Origin of the sequence: Shewanella maritima (assembly GCF_043643735.1) — a bacterium.
In the GTDB taxonomy this organism is placed as follows: domain Bacteria; phylum Pseudomonadota; class Gammaproteobacteria; order Enterobacterales; family Shewanellaceae; genus Shewanella; species Shewanella maritima_A.
This window is the reverse complement of the sequence record NZ_JBHZSM010000003.1, coordinates 212,944-228,634: the sequence shown is the minus strand read 5'-3', so window position 1 is coordinate 228,634 and position 15,691 is coordinate 212,944. Positions and strand designations below refer to the sequence as shown.

At 42.8% G+C, this 15,691-nt stretch carries 13 protein-coding genes; 2 read left to right on the top strand and 11 right to left on the bottom strand.

The genetic code is table 11. From position 1 onward, the window contains the following. Nucleotides 1–141: 141 nt before the first annotated feature. From ACHUGF_RS05225 to ffh, 4 genes are all read right to left on the bottom strand, one after another. Nucleotides 142–1,644 (bottom strand): efflux transporter outer membrane subunit, encoded by a 1,503-nt coding sequence (locus tag ACHUGF_RS05225; RefSeq protein ID WP_394129725.1) that lies wholly within the window; start codon nt 1,642–1,644, stop codon nt 142–144. Continuing rightward, a complete protein-coding gene (locus ACHUGF_RS05220; RefSeq protein ID WP_394129724.1) occupies nt 1,637–4,783 on the bottom strand; it encodes an efflux RND transporter permease subunit in 3,147 nt (1,048 codons plus the stop codon). Before ACHUGF_RS05220 ends, ACHUGF_RS05225 begins: the two co-directional genes overlap by 8 nt. A gap of 2 nt (nt 4,784–4,785) precedes the next feature. After that, nucleotides 4,786–6,006 (bottom strand): efflux RND transporter periplasmic adaptor subunit, encoded by a 1,221-nt coding sequence (locus ACHUGF_RS05215; protein WP_394129723.1) that lies wholly within the window; start codon nt 6,004–6,006, stop codon nt 4,786–4,788. A gap of 219 nt (nt 6,007–6,225) precedes the next feature. Continuing rightward, nucleotides 6,226–7,599 (bottom strand): signal recognition particle protein, encoded by a 1,374-nt coding sequence (ffh, locus tag ACHUGF_RS05210; RefSeq protein WP_394129722.1) that lies wholly within the window; start codon nt 7,597–7,599, stop codon nt 6,226–6,228. 273 nt (nt 7,600–7,872) lie between these two features. Here ffh and ACHUGF_RS05205 point away from each other — a divergent pair, with 273 nt between their 5' ends. Together ACHUGF_RS05205 and ACHUGF_RS05200 are read left to right on the top strand one after the other, a co-directional pair. Further along, complete coding sequence (locus ACHUGF_RS05205) at nt 7,873–8,658, top strand: cytochrome C assembly family protein (RefSeq protein ID WP_394129721.1); 786 nt, start codon at nt 7,873–7,875, stop codon at nt 8,656–8,658. A gap of 160 nt (nt 8,659–8,818) precedes the next feature. Next, nucleotides 8,819–10,102 (top strand): HlyC/CorC family transporter, encoded by a 1,284-nt coding sequence (locus ACHUGF_RS05200; protein WP_394129862.1) that lies wholly within the window; start codon nt 8,819–8,821, stop codon nt 10,100–10,102. Between the two features lie 61 nt (nt 10,103–10,163). On the opposite strand, the gene ACHUGF_RS05195 is transcribed toward ACHUGF_RS05200, so the two are convergent. From ACHUGF_RS05195 to lepB, 7 genes are all read right to left on the bottom strand, one after another. Further along, the gene (locus ACHUGF_RS05195) at nt 10,164–10,700 is read right to left on the bottom strand and encodes an Mpo1 family 2-hydroxy fatty acid dioxygenase (RefSeq protein WP_394129720.1); all 537 of its coding nucleotides are present in this window, start codon (nt 10,698–10,700) and stop codon (nt 10,164–10,166) included. A 238-nt stretch (nt 10,701–10,938) separates the two neighbouring features. Then, nucleotides 10,939–11,319 (bottom strand): holo-ACP synthase, encoded by a 381-nt coding sequence (gene acpS / locus ACHUGF_RS05190; RefSeq protein WP_394129719.1) that lies wholly within the window; start codon nt 11,317–11,319, stop codon nt 10,939–10,941. After that, a complete protein-coding gene (gene pdxJ, locus ACHUGF_RS05185) occupies nt 11,319–12,056 on the bottom strand; it encodes a pyridoxine 5'-phosphate synthase (protein ID WP_394129718.1) in 738 nt (245 codons plus the stop codon). The genes acpS and pdxJ overlap by 1 nt, the downstream gene beginning before the upstream one ends. Nucleotides 12,057–12,259: 203 nt before the next feature. Next, nucleotides 12,260–12,961, bottom strand: a complete 702-nt coding sequence (gene recO / locus ACHUGF_RS05180; RefSeq protein ID WP_394129861.1) for a DNA repair protein RecO — start codon at nt 12,959–12,961, stop codon at nt 12,260–12,262. Between the two features lie 30 nt (nt 12,962–12,991). Further along, nucleotides 12,992–13,993, bottom strand: a complete 1,002-nt coding sequence (era, locus tag ACHUGF_RS05175; protein ID WP_394129717.1) for a GTPase Era — start codon at nt 13,991–13,993, stop codon at nt 12,992–12,994. After that, on the bottom strand, nt 13,990–14,670 hold the full coding sequence (gene rnc / locus ACHUGF_RS05170; RefSeq protein ID WP_394129716.1) for a ribonuclease III: 681 nt from the start codon (nt 14,668–14,670) through the stop codon (nt 13,990–13,992). The genes era and rnc overlap by 4 nt, the downstream gene beginning before the upstream one ends. Further along, nucleotides 14,670–15,584 carry a signal peptidase I gene (lepB, locus tag ACHUGF_RS05165; protein ID WP_394129715.1) on the bottom strand — a complete coding sequence of 305 codons (915 nt, stop codon included), beginning with the start codon at nt 15,582–15,584 and terminating at the stop codon, nt 14,670–14,672. The genes rnc and lepB overlap by 1 nt, the downstream gene beginning before the upstream one ends. Nucleotides 15,585–15,691: the final 107 nt, after the last annotated feature.

Genomic DNA, 15,691 nt, shown 5'->3' with positions numbered 1-15,691 from the left:
GCAGAGGTCCCAGAAAGAAAGCCGACAGATTTTACCTGAATGGTCAGCGAATGCAATGTTTTTTGGCTATAAAACGTGCTGAAGAAATGAATATAGGGGCACTAAAGAATCATACGTGAAAATAATACCACACCTTCAACGTTATTGAGTCTCAAGGTTTGCGTCATAGTCAGTCATCATTTGCGAGATTTGTTGTTGAGTCATCACGCCACCGCCAAGTGATCGATATAACTTTATGATGGCTAATAACTTATCTCGCCTGACTTCACTCAATGATAACTCTGCATTAAATAAACTTCTTTGTGCATCCATCAAATCGAGTGAACTCGCAACACCATTGCGGTAACGCAATGTCGCAAGATGTGCATAATCACGTGAAGCATCAACTAACTCTTTTTGGGCTTCAATGGCGAGCTCGGATCGTCTAAAGCTATTCATTGCATCATTGACTTCGAAAAATGCTGATAACACCGCGCTACGATATGCCAGTAATGCTTGCTTGGAAGACTCTTGAGCTATGTCATATTGTGCAGAAATACTGCCAGCATTGAAAATGGGCGCGGTTATTCCCCCCAACAAAGACCAAGTCAGACCTTGGCTATCAAAGATACTACCCAAGTCATCAGTCTCGGTGCCATAACTGCCTGAAATAGTAAATTTGGGGAAGAAAGCCGTTTTAGCCACACCGACATTCGCATTCGCAGCTATCACAGCTTGTTCTGCGGCTCTCACATCTGGACGCTGGGATAGCATTTGTGACGGGATACCTACTTTAAACTGAGCAGGAAATAAGTCAGCTGAAATCAATGATTGAATATCATCTGGAAATACAAGTGGGTAATCATACTCTCCAAGTAACACCTTTAACTGATTTGCTTTTTGTTGACGCTCAAAGTCCAGATCTGGCAACGTCACTTTTGCACTCTGATATTCCACTTCAGCTTGTTTCACTTCTAAGCCAGAAATCACCCCATTTTGTTTTCTCAGCCTAGCTAAATCACGCTCTTTACGACGCAGTGCTACTGTATTAGTCGATATACGATAACGTTGCTCAATGTCTAACCATTCGTAATAACGGCTCGCTACATCGCTGATCAGACTGATGACGGTTAGATTTAATGAATCCTGTGCAGATAAATAATTGGCATACTCGGCTTCACTTCGGCGGCGATTTGCTCCCCAAATATCTAGCTCCCAAGATACAGTACCTGCTATATCAAACTCATTACCATGGGTTGGATTGGTGCTGGTGATACCACTATCAATAGAGCGCTCAGCGTTGACTTCCATCCCAACATCGGGATATAACGCAGCATCCGTCACTGTCATTTGCGATCTCGCAGCAATCAAACGAGAACGCACAGCTGCTAAATCTAGGTTTTGACCCAGAGCATGACTAATAAGCTGTTGCACATTTGGGTCAAGGTAAAACTCTTGCCATTTAACTTGCCCAACATTCTTGGTCTGCTCCTGAACTAGCTCTTGTTGATACTGTGCTGGCAGTACCATATCCGAACGCTCATAATCTGGCCCCATCGCACAACCTGTGTAAAACAAGGCACTACATATAAGCGCAATAAGCTTCATTTTTTCAGCATTGAGTTTCACATTATTGGCGAGTAAGTGAGTTGGTAACTTATCCATGAGAACCCTCCTGTGAAACTTGGCTCTGTGGCTCTTCATAATTATCCAACTTTGACTTTAACCATCCCGCGGTTGTGACAAAAAATAGCGGAACAAATACAATACCCACGGTGGTAGCGAATACCATGCCGCATAGGATTGGGATTGAAATACTTTGTCGGCTCACAGCACCTGGACCAACAGATAACACCAGTGGAAGTACGCCTAGTATAAATGCCATGGATGTCATTAAAATCGGGCGAAAGCGCATATTGGCCGCTTCCAATGCCGCCTCAAGGCGTGTCTTGCCTTGTTTATGTAACTGGTTGGCAAACTCGACAATTAAAATCGAATTCTTTGCAGCCATACCTATGAGTGCAATGAATGCGACTTGGAAAAACAAGTTACTTTCCATTCCACTCGCCCAAGTACCTAATGCCGCGCCCAACATCGCTATTGGCGCGATAAGTAATACGGCTATCGGAATCGTCCAGCTCTCATATAGCGCTGCGAGAAAAAGAAACACAAATACCATGGCCAAGGCAACCGCAATACTCGTTTGATTCGCTGACTGCACTTCTTGGTAAGTTATGCCCGTCCATTCATAACTAAACTCATTAGGGAGAATGGGTTTGGCAACTCGCTCTATTGCTTTAATCACATCGCCAGATGCGTAACCTCTCGCGGGGGTCGCATTAACGGATGCACTGCTAAATAGATTGTAATGTGTCACTGCTGCAGGCCCCACTGAATAGTCATACTTGGCCAATACACCAATGGGGACCATTGCACCAGTCGATGAGCGCACATAGTAATCTTTTATTTGCTCAGGAAACTGCCTGTACTCTTCTTCAGCTTGTACCTTTACTCGATATACTCGACCAAATAAATTGAAGTCATTCACAGTGGATGAGTCGGTAAAGGTACGAATAGTGCTATAAATATCGGCAACATTCACCCCAATAGCCATGGCTTTAGCCTCATCAACGGTTAAATGTAACTGTGGAATCGCACTTTGCAGCGACAAGCCAGCGGTGGCTATTTCAGGTTGTAATTTTAGTAGTTCTACAAGCTCATCTGCCGTTTCCATTAAACCTTTAAAATTGGTACCCGATGTATCTTGTAGCTCCATTTCTACACCCGAGCCATTACCTAGCCCAGGGACAGCCGAGGGCAGATATAAATTGAACTCGGCTTCTAATACATCTAGCAATGCAGCATTAATATCTCGCATCACACTTTGTACTGTTGCATCAGTCTCTACTCTCTCGGCCCAAGGTTTGAGAATAATTTCAAATTGACCATTAGCCTGATTCGACCCAGAGCGTCGATTTTCCCCCGCTAAAGTAAATGAGTAAGCAACCGCTGGATGAGCAAGGACTTTTTCTTCTGCTTTCTTCAATACCGCTTGTGAACGATTAACTGTTGCCCCATCAGGTAAGGTCATATCAATAAAAAAACGCCCCTGATCTTCATCGGGCATAAAACTTGAAGGTAAGCTAGACATAATCAAATACACACCGCCTACCATTATGGCAAATAGCAGATAACTGCGTTTAGCATGACGCGTGGTCAATGACACTAACGCTACGTATTTATTAGTGCAGATATCCAGCTTGTCATTCATCCACTTGAAAAAGCCGCGATTAGGCGTGTCACCCGGCTTTAATAACAGCGCACATAATGCTGGCGACAATGTCAGTGCAACCACGGTTGAAATCAATACTGCAACAGTAATCGCAATAGCAAACTCGCGATACATGATGCCTGTTATCCCAGCTAAAAAGGATACAGGCACGAACACTGCAGCCAGTACTAAGCTTGTTGCAATCAATGCGCCTGAGAGCTCTTTCATCGCAACTTGGGTGGCTTTAACTGAGCTTAATCCTTTTTCATTCATTAGCCGCTCAACGTTCTCAACCACCACGATGGCATCGTCAACCACAATACCAATGGCTAGCACTAATGCCAGTAAACTCACAGTGTTAATGGTAAAGCCAAAGGCTAACATGGCCGCTAATGTACCAATTAAAGATACTGGCACCGCAATCGCAGGGATGAGTGTTGCCCTTACGTTTTGCAAAAATAAATAAACAACGAGAATAACCAGTACCAGTGCTTCGATAAGTGTTTTTACGACTTCATCGATAGAGTTTTCAATGAAAATGGATGCATCAAAAAACACTTCCCAATTCATACCTTGAGGGAATTTCTCCGCTAGCTTTGCCATCTCAACTTTGACATTTTTGGTGACCTCAAGCGCATTACCCCCTGGTAACAAGTACACCTGAAGAATGGTCGCATTCGCGCCATTTAACTGAGACTGTAAGGTATATGAAGACGAACCTAACTCTATACGTGCAATATCACGTAGGCGCACAATTGAACCATCACTGTTAGCCCGGACAATAATCTCATTAAACTGCGGCACGCTACTCATTCGCCCAGCAGCGGTAATGGGCAGTGTCATGCTTAAAGACTCGGAATTAGGCTGCGATCCAATAGAGCCGGCGGGGGATTCTTTATTCTGTGCTTTAATTGCATTAATCACATCGGCAGTGGTGAGTCCATAACCCGCCATCACATCGGGCTGTAACCACACTCGCATCGAGTAGCTGCGGGCGCCGGTATTACGTACCCGTCCAACTCCGGGAATACGTTTCAGTGCAGCTTGAATATTAATTGTGCCGTAGTTGCTTAGATAAATTTCATCATATCGATCGTCTTCTGAAGTTAATGCCAGTTTTAATAACTCTACAGACGCTTCTTTTGAAACCGACACACCATCATTTTGCACATCAATCGGTAAACTGCCTGTTGCTTGCTGAGTCGAGTTCTGTACGTCTACAGCCGCTAAATCTGGGTTGGTGCCTACATCAAAAGTAATGGTGACATTGGCGCTGCCCGAATTAGTGCTTTTAGAACTCATATAAATCATATTGGGCAAGCCATTGAGCTCTTGTTCCAAGGGGGTAGCAACCGATTCAGCGGCAGTGGTAGAGGTCGCACCAGGGTATGAAGCAGACACTTTAACTTGCGGCGGGGTTATATACGGATATTGATCAATTGGTAGCTTAAACATGGAAATTAAGCCAAGCAGAACAATAACAATTGAGATAACGCAAGCATAGACCGGTCGAGTCACAAAAAATTGTGCCATGGTTATTGCTCCTGTTCTTGTTCTAATGCCTGTTGTTTAAGCGCCTGTTCCTTCAATATTGTGTCTTCTCGTTGTTGATAAACCTCACGCGAAAGTGGTTCTGCCAACTGACCATGACGTACTCGGTGCATGCCTTCTACTATCACTAGCTCACCAGCTCGTAGGCCACTTTTAACAACCACCCCCATTTTGCCTTGATGTTCAATCACGATAAACCGGCGCTCCACTTTGTTATTTGGCAACACCACCATGACATACACACCACCTTGCTCCACTTGGGTTGCTTGTTGCGGAATGACGACTGCATCATTTATTTCAGTGAGCTTGATACGAACATTGGTATATTGTCCCGGTAGTAACTCTTTGTTGGGATTGGGTAGCTCTGCGCGTACTTGAAATGTACCGGTTTCAGGGTTGACAGATGGGTCGGTAAAACGCACATCACCTAAATAAGGATATTCAGTATTGTCAGGTAGCGTTATTGTCACAAACCCTTCTACAGCCTTACCTTCTTGCTCAGCCTCTTTTTGCTTCGAGTAGCTGGTCATTCTGCGACGAGCATTTAAATAATCCAGCGCAGACATATTGAAAGTGACATAGATAGGGTCAACTTGCTTCACTCGGGTCAATAAGGATTGCCCACTACTACCGACCAAAGCGCCGATATCCACCTCAGATCGACTCACCAAGCCGGAAATGGGTGACTTAATTTCGGTATAACTAAGTTCAAGTTGTGCTTCATCTAGCTCTGCTTTACTTGCGGCTAGGCTTGATTTGGCTTGAGAGAGCACAGATAAAGCATTGTCAAAATCCAACTGACTGGTTGCATCTTGTTCATATAGGGGTTTTAAGCGCTCAACATCACGCCTTGCTTTATCTAATGCGGATTGCTGTGATTCTACATTGGCTTTAAGACGGTTGACCACCGCGAGATAGGGGCGATTATCAATTTGATAAAGAAGTGCGCCCTCTTGGACGGCACTACCTTCAATAAAACTTTTGTCTTCAACGAAACCATTGATTCTGGCTCTAACTTCCACATCAAGCGATGCTTGTGTCACACCAATATAATTGCCATAAAGTGGCACGGTTGCAGAGGTGACTTGTTCAACCACGACGAGTTTTGGGGTGATTTTCGGCTCAGGCTTTTCACAACCAAGCAGAGCAATAAGCGACACAATAACTAGCGAACATTGTTTTAGCAAAGAAATGATTCTAACCATGAACAGACCCCAAGTAATCCATTATCCCAAAGGTGGGAGATGAGACAAAATCATCAGATAAAAACAAGCAGTTACCTTTAATTACGCTCAAAGTGTAGGCGCTAATTCACTATAACAGCAAACAAAATAATTCACACTTGTTACAGCTGGCATTCCTTTTAAGCAATAAAAAAACCCAAGCTAATGCTTGGGTTTTCTCAATAATCTCATCGATGCCTTTTATCGGCCTGGAAATTTCATTCCTGGGGGTAACATACCACCCATACCGCGCATCATTTTTTTCATTCCACCTTTACCAGACATCTTTTTCATCATTTTTTGCATTTGTGTAAACTGCTTCAAAAGACGATTAACGTCTTGGATTTGGGTACCAGAACCATTAGCTATACGACGTTTGCGTGAACCTTTGATAATATCAGGACGTTGACGTTCAGCTGGGGTCATTGAATTAATAATGGCTTCCATTTGCCCTGTCATTTTACCGTCTTGCACTTGAGATAGCGCTTCTGGAGGCAGTTGTCCCACACCTGGCAACTTCTCAATCATGTTCATCATGCCGCCCATGTTATTCATTTGCTGCAGCTGATCACGGAAATCTTCAAGGTCAAACCCACCACCTTTCTTGACTTTAGAAGCCAGTTTCATCGCTTTGTCTTTATCAACACCGCGCTCAACTTCTTCAATCAACGACAGTACATCACCCATGCCTAAGATACGTGATGCAATACGGTCAGGGTGGAAAGGCTCTAATGCATCGGTCTTTTCACCGACACCCAAAAACTTAATCGGTTTACCCGTAATATTTCTGATAGATAATGCAGCACCACCACGAGCGTCACCATCCACCTTAGTTAGCACCACACCTGTTAACGGTAGTGCTTCATTAAATGATTTAGCTGTATTAGCGGCATCTTGACCTGTCATCGCATCCACCACGAATAAGGTCTCAACTGGGTTAACCGCGCTATGAAGGTCTTTAATTTCATCCATCATAGCTTCGTCAACGTGCAGGCGACCTGCAGTATCGACAATCACCACATCGATGAATTTTAACTTGGCATGAGCAATCGCGGCATTAGCAATATCAACGGGCTTTTGGCTGACATCAGATGGGAAGAACTCAACTTCGACTTCTTGTGCAAGAGTTTCTAGCTGTTTAATAGCCGCTGGACGATAAACGTCAGCACTCACTACAAGTACTGATTTCTTATGTCGTTCACGAAGTAATTTACTTAATTTGGCAACAGACGTTGTTTTACCCGCACCTTGTAAACCAGCCATCATGATGACTGCAGGTGGTGTCGCAGCAAGATCTAAGGCTTCGTTCGACTCACCCATTGCACGTTCAAGTTCAGCTTGAACAATCTTGATGAAAGCTTGACCTGGACTTAAGCTTTTTGACACTTCTTGGCCAACAGCGCGTTCTTTAACACTGTTAACAAACTCGCGCACAACAGGCAGTGCAACATCAGCTTCAAGAAGCGCCATACGCACTTCGCGCAGGGTTTCTTTGATATTGTCTTCTGTAAGACGGCCGCGACCGCTGATATTTTTCAGGGTGCGGGATAATCTGTCAGATAAATTCTCAAACATGGTTAGTGCTATACCTTCAGCCACTCGATAATGGCGCTTATTATACCCAAACGCCTCTGATATGCGAGTATTGCCAGCACAGACTTAGCCTTTTCATTGGCTTTATTAGAAAAGATGGTAAAGAATTTGCCGATGATACACATTAACTGTTAAATTTTGCGTCTTAGGTCACTGCCATATAGGCAAAGATTCATGTTAATCTAAGGCTATAGTTTTTGTGTGTTATATATTTATTTTTATTACTCAATTTAATGAGAAACAGGTTGGTTTAAAATGGTAATTTTTTCAGCTGCGGCTATGTTGTTTTATTGCATTGCATTAGTGCTGGTGACAAGCCGCCTGTTCCATAAAGAAGGGCCTAATCGCAAGTTGGTGATGGGCACAGCAATTATCGCTGTTGGATTTCACGGTTTGGCTTTATCGCAATCTATTTTCACTGGTGAAGGACAAAACTTCAGCTTAACCAATGTAATTTCGCTAGTGAACTGGATAATCACTTTATCTTTTGCAATCGTATTACCAAGATTAAAAGTAGTGGTTGTGCTACCGGTCATTTTTGCTTGTTCAGTCATATCTGTTGCACTGTTGTGGTTATTGCCACCACAATTTATTACACACTTTGAACTGAACCCAGAAATATTAGTCCACGTTGTACTCTCATTAATGGCTTACAGTGCATTAATGATTGCCTCGTTATACGCCATTCAGTTGTATTTGATTCAGCGAAAACTGAAAGATAAAAAGATGATCATGAACCCTGCGATGCCACCGCTAATGACGGTTGAGAAGCAGTTATATCATTTAGTGATAATAGGTTTTATTTTGCTAAGTTTATCTTTGGCGACTGGCTTTATCTTCTTAGACGATATGTTTGAAGACGGAAAAGGCCATAAAGCCATCCTCTCAATTGCAGCTTGGCTAGTATACGGTGCAATGATATGGCAACAATTTACAATCGGTTGCCGCATAAGAACCGCAGTACTCTACAGCTTGTCTGGTAGTATTTTGTTATCTTTGGGTTATTTCGGCGCACGTATTGTAAAAGAGTTGATTCTGTAACTCATCTTAGGCTGACTATGCTCGACTTTAGTCGGGATAATCAGCCTTTATCCTTGACTCTCACTTGTTTTGATTAATAATGTTCGCTTGGACATAAAGCAAGCATTGACTCTAACACTTGCATGCTTGTTTTACTCATCACATCATGGAGCCCATGTCTTTGGACGCGATATCAACTAGCGCGCTGTTAATCTTTTTATTTGTATTGATCCTAGTATCAGCTTACTTTTCTGGCTCAGAAACAGCGATGATGTCTCTCAATCGCTATCGTCTAAGGCACCTTGCATCTAAAGGCCATAAAGGCGCAATGCGTTCACAAAAAATGCTTGAACGCCCTGACCGACTTATCGGCTTGATTCTAATTGGTAATAATCTGGTTAATATTCTTGCGTCATCAATCGCAACCGTGATTGGTTTACGTCTGTTTGGAGATATCGGTTTAGGTATCGCAACGGGTGTGCTGACCATTATCATTTTGATTTTTGCAGAAGTTACCCCAAAAACTTACGCTGCAATCCACCCAGAAAAAATTGCTTTCCCATCGAGTTTTGTTCTCAAATGGTTGTCGATTTTGCTGTCTCCCTTGGTAAAGTCTCTCAACTACATCACTGGTTTATTCCTCAAAGTATTAGGTATCCACTCAGTGAAAAGTAATGATGCTCTAAGCCAAGAAGAGCTAAGAACCGTGGTGCATGAAGCTGGTGCGTTAATCCCACAACGTCACCAAGATATGCTGTTATCAATTTTAGATTTAGAGAAAGTGACCGTTGAAGATGTGATGATTGCTCGCTCGGATATCTATTCAATCAACATGAACGACAATTTTAAAGTCATCAATAAGCAGGTGATTCAAAGCCCCCATACACGGGTATTAGTTTATCGAGATAATATTGACGATGCTGTTGGCTTTATACACTTACGTGATGCGCTGCGCCTGCAATCAAAAGAAGACTTTAGTAAATCTACATTATTAAGAACAGTTAAAGAGTTGTATTTCATCCCTGAAGGAACACCTTTAAATGTGCAATTGGCTAACTTCCAACAAAATAATGAACGTATTGGCTTAGTGGTTGATGAATATGGTGATATCCAAGGCATGGTCACCTTGGCTGATATTCTAGAAGAAATTGTGGGTGACTTTACAACCTCAATGCTCCCTGCGCCAAGTGATGAAATTAATGCGCAACAAGATGGCAGCTATGTCATTGACGCTACCATTAATATTAGAGACCTGAATAAAGAAATGAACTGGGACTTCCCTACCGATGGCCCTAAAACACTTAACGGTTTAATCATTGAGTATTTAGAAGATATCCCATGTGCGCACACTAGTTTGAAAATAGCTGGCTATCCAATTGAAGTGATTGATGTTGCAGATAATATGATCAAAACAGTGAAGGTTATTGCAGAATTACCAGAGCATCACGTAAAGCAAACAAGCTGATGACCTTGAGTTAATGACTACTAATTAAAAATACCGCCATTTGGCGGTATTTTTATTTAAGTTAACTCGCTTGCTGTTCCCTGCGCTTTGCTTCTAACGCTCTGCGCTTATCACGGGCAATGGGGGTAATATCTTGTTCAAGCTGCTTTTGCCAGCCAAACATAAAATACACTTCCGCCATCAAAAAGAATGGGCCGATGAGCAATTGATTCAAGTCATCAATAAATGCTGGCTTGGCTTTTTCATATTTATGGCCCACAAACTGAATCGCCCAACCAATGACAAATACCGCAATGGCTAATACTAGCGGATGTGATGTTTGAGTGGCGACATAATCAGATGTCAGCAACACTGGAATGATAAATAGCATCAACCCGACAGCCAGCTTGACATGCAACATAAAGTAATAAGCTAACACCATCAGCATAAACACCATCGCGATGCTGACTTCAATGCTTTCATATGAAAAGCGAATTAGCCCTAAAAGCACGAACAGCGACCAAATAATCATGGGTACACCAAAAAAGTGGGTGCGGATATTCTTAGGGTTCAAATGGACACTTTTATAGGTAGAAAGTTGTTCTATTGCGGACTTCATGATGTAGACCTGCTGCTGTTGTTATTATCTTGTTAATTTAACTCAACAGATAATCACTTAGCAAGTCATGAGGTTTATGACCATTAATACAAGGCAATCAGTCTAAAAAGACTTCAAGCAAAATGACTTCATCTTGAAACAGAAAAGGCGCTTGCGCGCCTTAACTATTGTTATTCATATTGTGCAGCTAATATTTTCTATAACACATTATGGGATCGGTATTAGCTTCATGAAGCCATTAGGATTCAATTATCACCGTTGCACTTGCATAGCGCTGCTCATCAGCAATACTGATCAGCACTCTTGTTGCACCCAATTGCTCAAATCGCGCTAAGGCACCTAAGCTGAACTCTATCAAAGGCGCACCATCATCATTATTGCTAATCTCAATATGTTGAAAAGACACGCCACGGCCAATGCCAGTACCTAACGCCTTTGCCGCAGCTTCTTTAGCTGCAAAACGTTTGGCTAAATAGCGCTCAGGCATTTTGCTTGCTAGGTAGATTGCCATTTCAGTGTCTGTTAACACTCGCTTAGCTAAACGCTCAGGGTGACGCTGTAACTGCGACTTTATCCTGGCGATTTCAACAATATCAGTGCCCAAGCCTACAATTGCCATTACTCGCCTCGACGCCCTTCAAGCATCAATTGTTTCATATCTCTGACAGCTGTATCTAAGCCATCAATGGCTGCTCTAGCAATCACAGCATGACCAATGTTGAGCTCGTAAAGCTCTGGTATAGCAGCTATCGCTTTAACGTTGTGATAATGCAATCCATGACCGGCATTAACGATAAGCCCTTGAGAATGAGCATAGGCTGCCATTTCGGTTATGCGAGTCAACTCAGCAGCTTGTTCCACATCCGTTTCAGCATCTGCATAACAACCTGTATGGATTTCGATATATGGTGCACCAGAAGCCACTGCCGCATCAATCTGTTGTTTGTCGGCATCAATAAATAAAGACACTTTAATACCTTGCGCCGAAAGACGTTTAACGGCATCAGTGACTTTGTCCATCTGTCCTGCAACATCTAACCCGCCTTCAGTGGTGAGCTCTTCACGCTTTTCAGGCACAAGACAGGCATATGCAGGTTTAACATCACAAGCGATATTGATCATTTCTTCGGTAACAGCAAACTCAAAGTTCATGCGAGTTTTAAGGGTTTTCGCTAATAGGTACACGTCACGATCTTGAATATGTCGTCGGTCTTCTCGAAGATGAATGGTAATACCATCAGCCCCCGCATGCTCAGCCACTGCAGCTGCATGAATAGGATCTGGATAGTCTGTACCACGGGCTTGGCGTAATGTCGCTATATGATCAATGTTGATCCCTAATAAAATACCGCTCACACATCGCTCCTTTTTGATTTAAGCGCTGATTATCACGCTGCTATACCAATTTAATTAGGTGTAAAATTTGGCTTATTCTAACTGCTTTTCAATTGAATTATTAGAGGGCGTCTACTGTAAATCTAATTATGCTTTAAACCTAAAATTGGGCAGCGATTCTTTGCCAGTGTGGAATATGTAAAAATATAGCAGAGTGATGAGGGTTAAGTTTGGAACAACTTACGGCTCAATAATGGCTTATCGCCTAACAAAGGGGTTAACAAAATTCGCATTAAGCCTTTGGCTGCCTGCGTTTGCGCCAAGGTTAACTGCTGCTGTTGCAGTGCCAAAAGCATATCGCCGCTGTACACATTTCGAATAGGCTTAGCTTGGTGTTCAGCTTGAAAGACAGGCATAAAGCCTTGCTCGAATAAATAGCGATAATGCGAACCTGATTCAATCGCTTGCTCTTGAGTATCGTGCAATAATTCAGGCATCGCCCCCAACTCGTTTAATAACGCCATTTCAAAATATCTTAGACTATTAGCATTGAATTCAGTAGCAAGGCTCATTAATGCTTGGTGATAGGCCACAAACAATGTACTCGCTTGATGCTCTACTGAAATCAGTCGCACTAACAACTCATTCATGTACATACCAGAGTATAAACTATGCCCTTGTAGTGGCATTGGCGGTGATGCAGGCTCAATAGTCTGAATGCTTTGTAGGCCTTGTTCACGGTTTTTGGGTTGATAAGAGAACTGGATTAAAAGAGGTTGGAAAGGTTGTAAAATGCTCTTGATAGAGCGTTTACCTTTGCCAACACGGGTAATTGCATCGACGCGGCCTTGACCATCCACAAGTAAATTGACAATCACGCTGGATTCGCGAAAAGGCCGATGGTGTATAACGTAAGCACGTTGCATCATCGGCCCCAGCTAAGGTTAAAAGTAAAACTAGTCTTCACCATAACCTAAGCTTCTTAAGGCACGTTCATCATCTGCCCAGCCCGACTTCACTTTCACCCATACCTCAAGGAATACTTTGTTATCAAACAAGGTCTCCATATCCAGTCGGGCCTGAGTGGCAATCGTGCGAATACGCTCACCTTTATTGCCAATTACCATACGCTTCTGGCCTTTACGCTCAACTAAGATGAGGGCATTAATTTGGTAAACGCCGTTTTCCATCATTTTAAACTGTTCAATCTCTACCGTTGCATCGTATGGCAGTTCATCACCCAAAAAGCGCATAAGCTTTTCACGGACAATTTCAGAGGCCATAAAGCGCTGTGAACGGTCGGTAACATAATCTTCAGGGAAGTAAAATGGCGCTTCTGGTAACGACTCTTGCGCTAAGTCTAAAAGACGTTGCACATTGGTGCCTTTACTGGCTGAAATCGGTAAAATTTCATCAAAGTCGAATTTAGCAGATAGCTTTTCAAGATGAGGAAACAAGGCTTCTTTATCTTTGATTTCATCAACTTTATTAATGGCTAATACAATTTTGCGATCATCATTACGGTGCTGCAGCTTCTTTAACACCATTTCATCATCGTCAGTCCAGTTCATACCATCAACGACAAAAATGACCATAGACACATCAGCTAATGAGCTAGCTGCGGCACGATTCATTAATCGGTTAATGGCGCGCTTTTCTTCAATGTGCAGACCAGGCGTATCGATAAATACAATCTGAGTTGGACCATCACTGTAGATGCCCATAATGCGGTGACGTGTTGTTTGTGGCTTTTTAGAGGTAATACTGACCTTCTGCCCTAACAACTTGTTAAGTAGCGTCGATTTACCCACATTTGGGCGACCAACAATCGCCACCATACCGCAGTGTGTTTCATCATGCTGTGCACCAGCAACAGGTGATGCAGCATTCATTTGAGCGAGCAGTTCATCTAAACTCGGCTCATTTTGTTCTGGCTTAATGTCGTTATCTTTACTCATGATTTAATCAACTCCAACACTTGTGCTGCAGCTAACTGCTCAGCTTTACGACGTGAACTAGCAATACCCGTTACGGCTTCATCTAACTGTTCAACTTTACACTCAACAGTAAAAGTCTGGTTATGCGCTTCACCTTGTACATTAACAACTTTGTATTCTGGCAGTGCTTTTTTAAACCCTTGCAGATGTTCTTGCAACAGGGTTTTCGGATCTTTTTGGTTCACACCAGGCTTGATTGTCTCTAGGCGTGAGGCGTACCAGTTTAGTAACAGCTTACGGCTTGTTTCTATATCAGAATCGAGATATATCGCACCGATAATGGCTTCAACTGCATCCGCTAAAATAGACTCTCGTCTAAAGCCACCACTTTTCAATTCACCAGGGCCAAGGTAGAGGTAATCACCTAACTTAAACTCTTTAGCAATCTCAGTTAGCGTTTCGCCTTTTACCAGTGTTGAGCGCATACGGCTTAAATCACCTTCAGCGACTTTTGAGAACTGATGATATAAGGCATCAGAAATCACCACTTGCAAAATAGCATCACCTAAAAACTCAAGGCGTTCATTGTGCTTATTAGCCGCACTTCTATGGGTTAATGCTTGTTTGAGCAAGTCTTGATTAGTGAATTCATAACCTAAAACACGGCTCAACCTTGATAAGTTTTTAATCGGTTCCATTAAACAATGCCACCTACGCGGTCAAAACGTACGCCAGTTGGAACCCATGCTGGTAACCAGCTGTCCGCAGAGCGCTCGAATTCGAAACTAATCCAAATGGCCACAGCCTTACCTACTAAGTGGTCTTCAGGTACAAAGCCCCAAAAACGACTATCAGTACTATTGTCACGGTTATCACCTACAGCGAAATAGTGGCCTTCAGGTACTACAAATTCATTATTCGCTAAGCCAGGTTGCGCATAAAAATGCTGGCGATAATCTGGTCTAGCTGGATTGATTAAGATGTCGTGTTCAACGTCACCTAACTGTTCAGTTAATCGCATTAATGGGCGACCTTCTTGGGTAAACTCGCCATTATTGACAGGCTGCTGCGACACTTTTTCCAGCTCAGGGCAATTTTCACCCGTTGGACAAGCAGGCTTAATCCACAGTTGCTTATTGCGGTAAACGACTTTATCGCCAGGTAGACCAATGACACGTTTGATGTAATCCATATTTGGGTTTTCAGGATATTTAAAGACAAACACATCACCGCGTTCAGGCTCACCAGTATCAATGAGTTTTTTACGCCAAACGGGGTCTCTTAATCCATAGGTAAACTTCTCAACCAAAATGAAATCACCGATCAATAATGTCGGTTTCATTGAACCTGAAGGAATTTGGAACGGCTCATAAAGAAATGAACGTAGTATTAAGACAAATGCTATAACGGGGAAGATAGCATGAGCAGTTTCAACCACCATTGGTTCGCGAGTGATTTCCTCAGCGGCTTCTTCAGTTAACTGAGCACCATTGGCTTGTGCTAACTCAAGTGCCTCTCGGCGTTTAGGGGCAAAAAAGAGTACATCCACCAGCCAAATTAATCCGCTGATCAAGGTAACCAATACTAAAATGAGTGAAAAATGGGCTGCCATTTCTGGTTAAACTCCAATATGTGAAAATAGATTTGTGCGTCCTGCACCAGCAATAATGAGTATGCCCATCAATGCTTTCTTATAAACCGGTCGAGTGTTACAAACTG

Excerpts from the sequence above, each read along its gene's own strand:
- ACHUGF_RS05225 (WP_394129725.1), bottom strand. The coding sequence starts at position 1,644 with ATGGATAAGTTACCAACTCACTTACTCGCCAATAATGTGAAACTCAAT.
- ACHUGF_RS05220 (WP_394129724.1), bottom strand. The coding sequence starts at position 4,783 with ATGGCACAATTTTTTGTGACTCGACCGGTCTATGCTTGCGTTATCTCA.
- ACHUGF_RS05215 (WP_394129723.1), bottom strand. The coding sequence starts at position 6,006 with ATGGTTAGAATCATTTCTTTGCTAAAACAATGTTCGCTAGTTATTGTG.
- ffh (WP_394129722.1), bottom strand. The coding sequence starts at position 7,599 with ATGTTTGAGAATTTATCTGACAGATTATCCCGCACCCTGAAAAATATC.
- ACHUGF_RS05205 (WP_394129721.1), top strand. The coding sequence starts at position 7,873 with ATGGTAATTTTTTCAGCTGCGGCTATGTTGTTTTATTGCATTGCATTA.
- ACHUGF_RS05195 (WP_394129720.1), bottom strand. The coding sequence starts at position 10,700 with ATGAAGTCCGCAATAGAACAACTTTCTACCTATAAAAGTGTCCATTTG.
- acpS (WP_394129719.1), bottom strand. The coding sequence starts at position 11,319 with ATGGCAATTGTAGGCTTGGGCACTGATATTGTTGAAATCGCCAGGATA.
- recO (WP_394129861.1), bottom strand. The coding sequence starts at position 12,961 with ATGCAACGTGCTTACGTTATACACCATCGGCCTTTTCGCGAATCCAGC.
- era (WP_394129717.1), bottom strand. The coding sequence starts at position 13,993 with ATGAGTAAAGATAACGACATTAAGCCAGAACAAAATGAGCCGAGTTTA.
- rnc (WP_394129716.1), bottom strand. The coding sequence starts at position 14,670 with ATGGAACCGATTAAAAACTTATCAAGGTTGAGCCGTGTTTTAGGTTAT.
- lepB (WP_394129715.1), bottom strand. The coding sequence starts at position 15,584 with ATGGCAGCCCATTTTTCACTCATTTTAGTATTGGTTACCTTGATCAGC.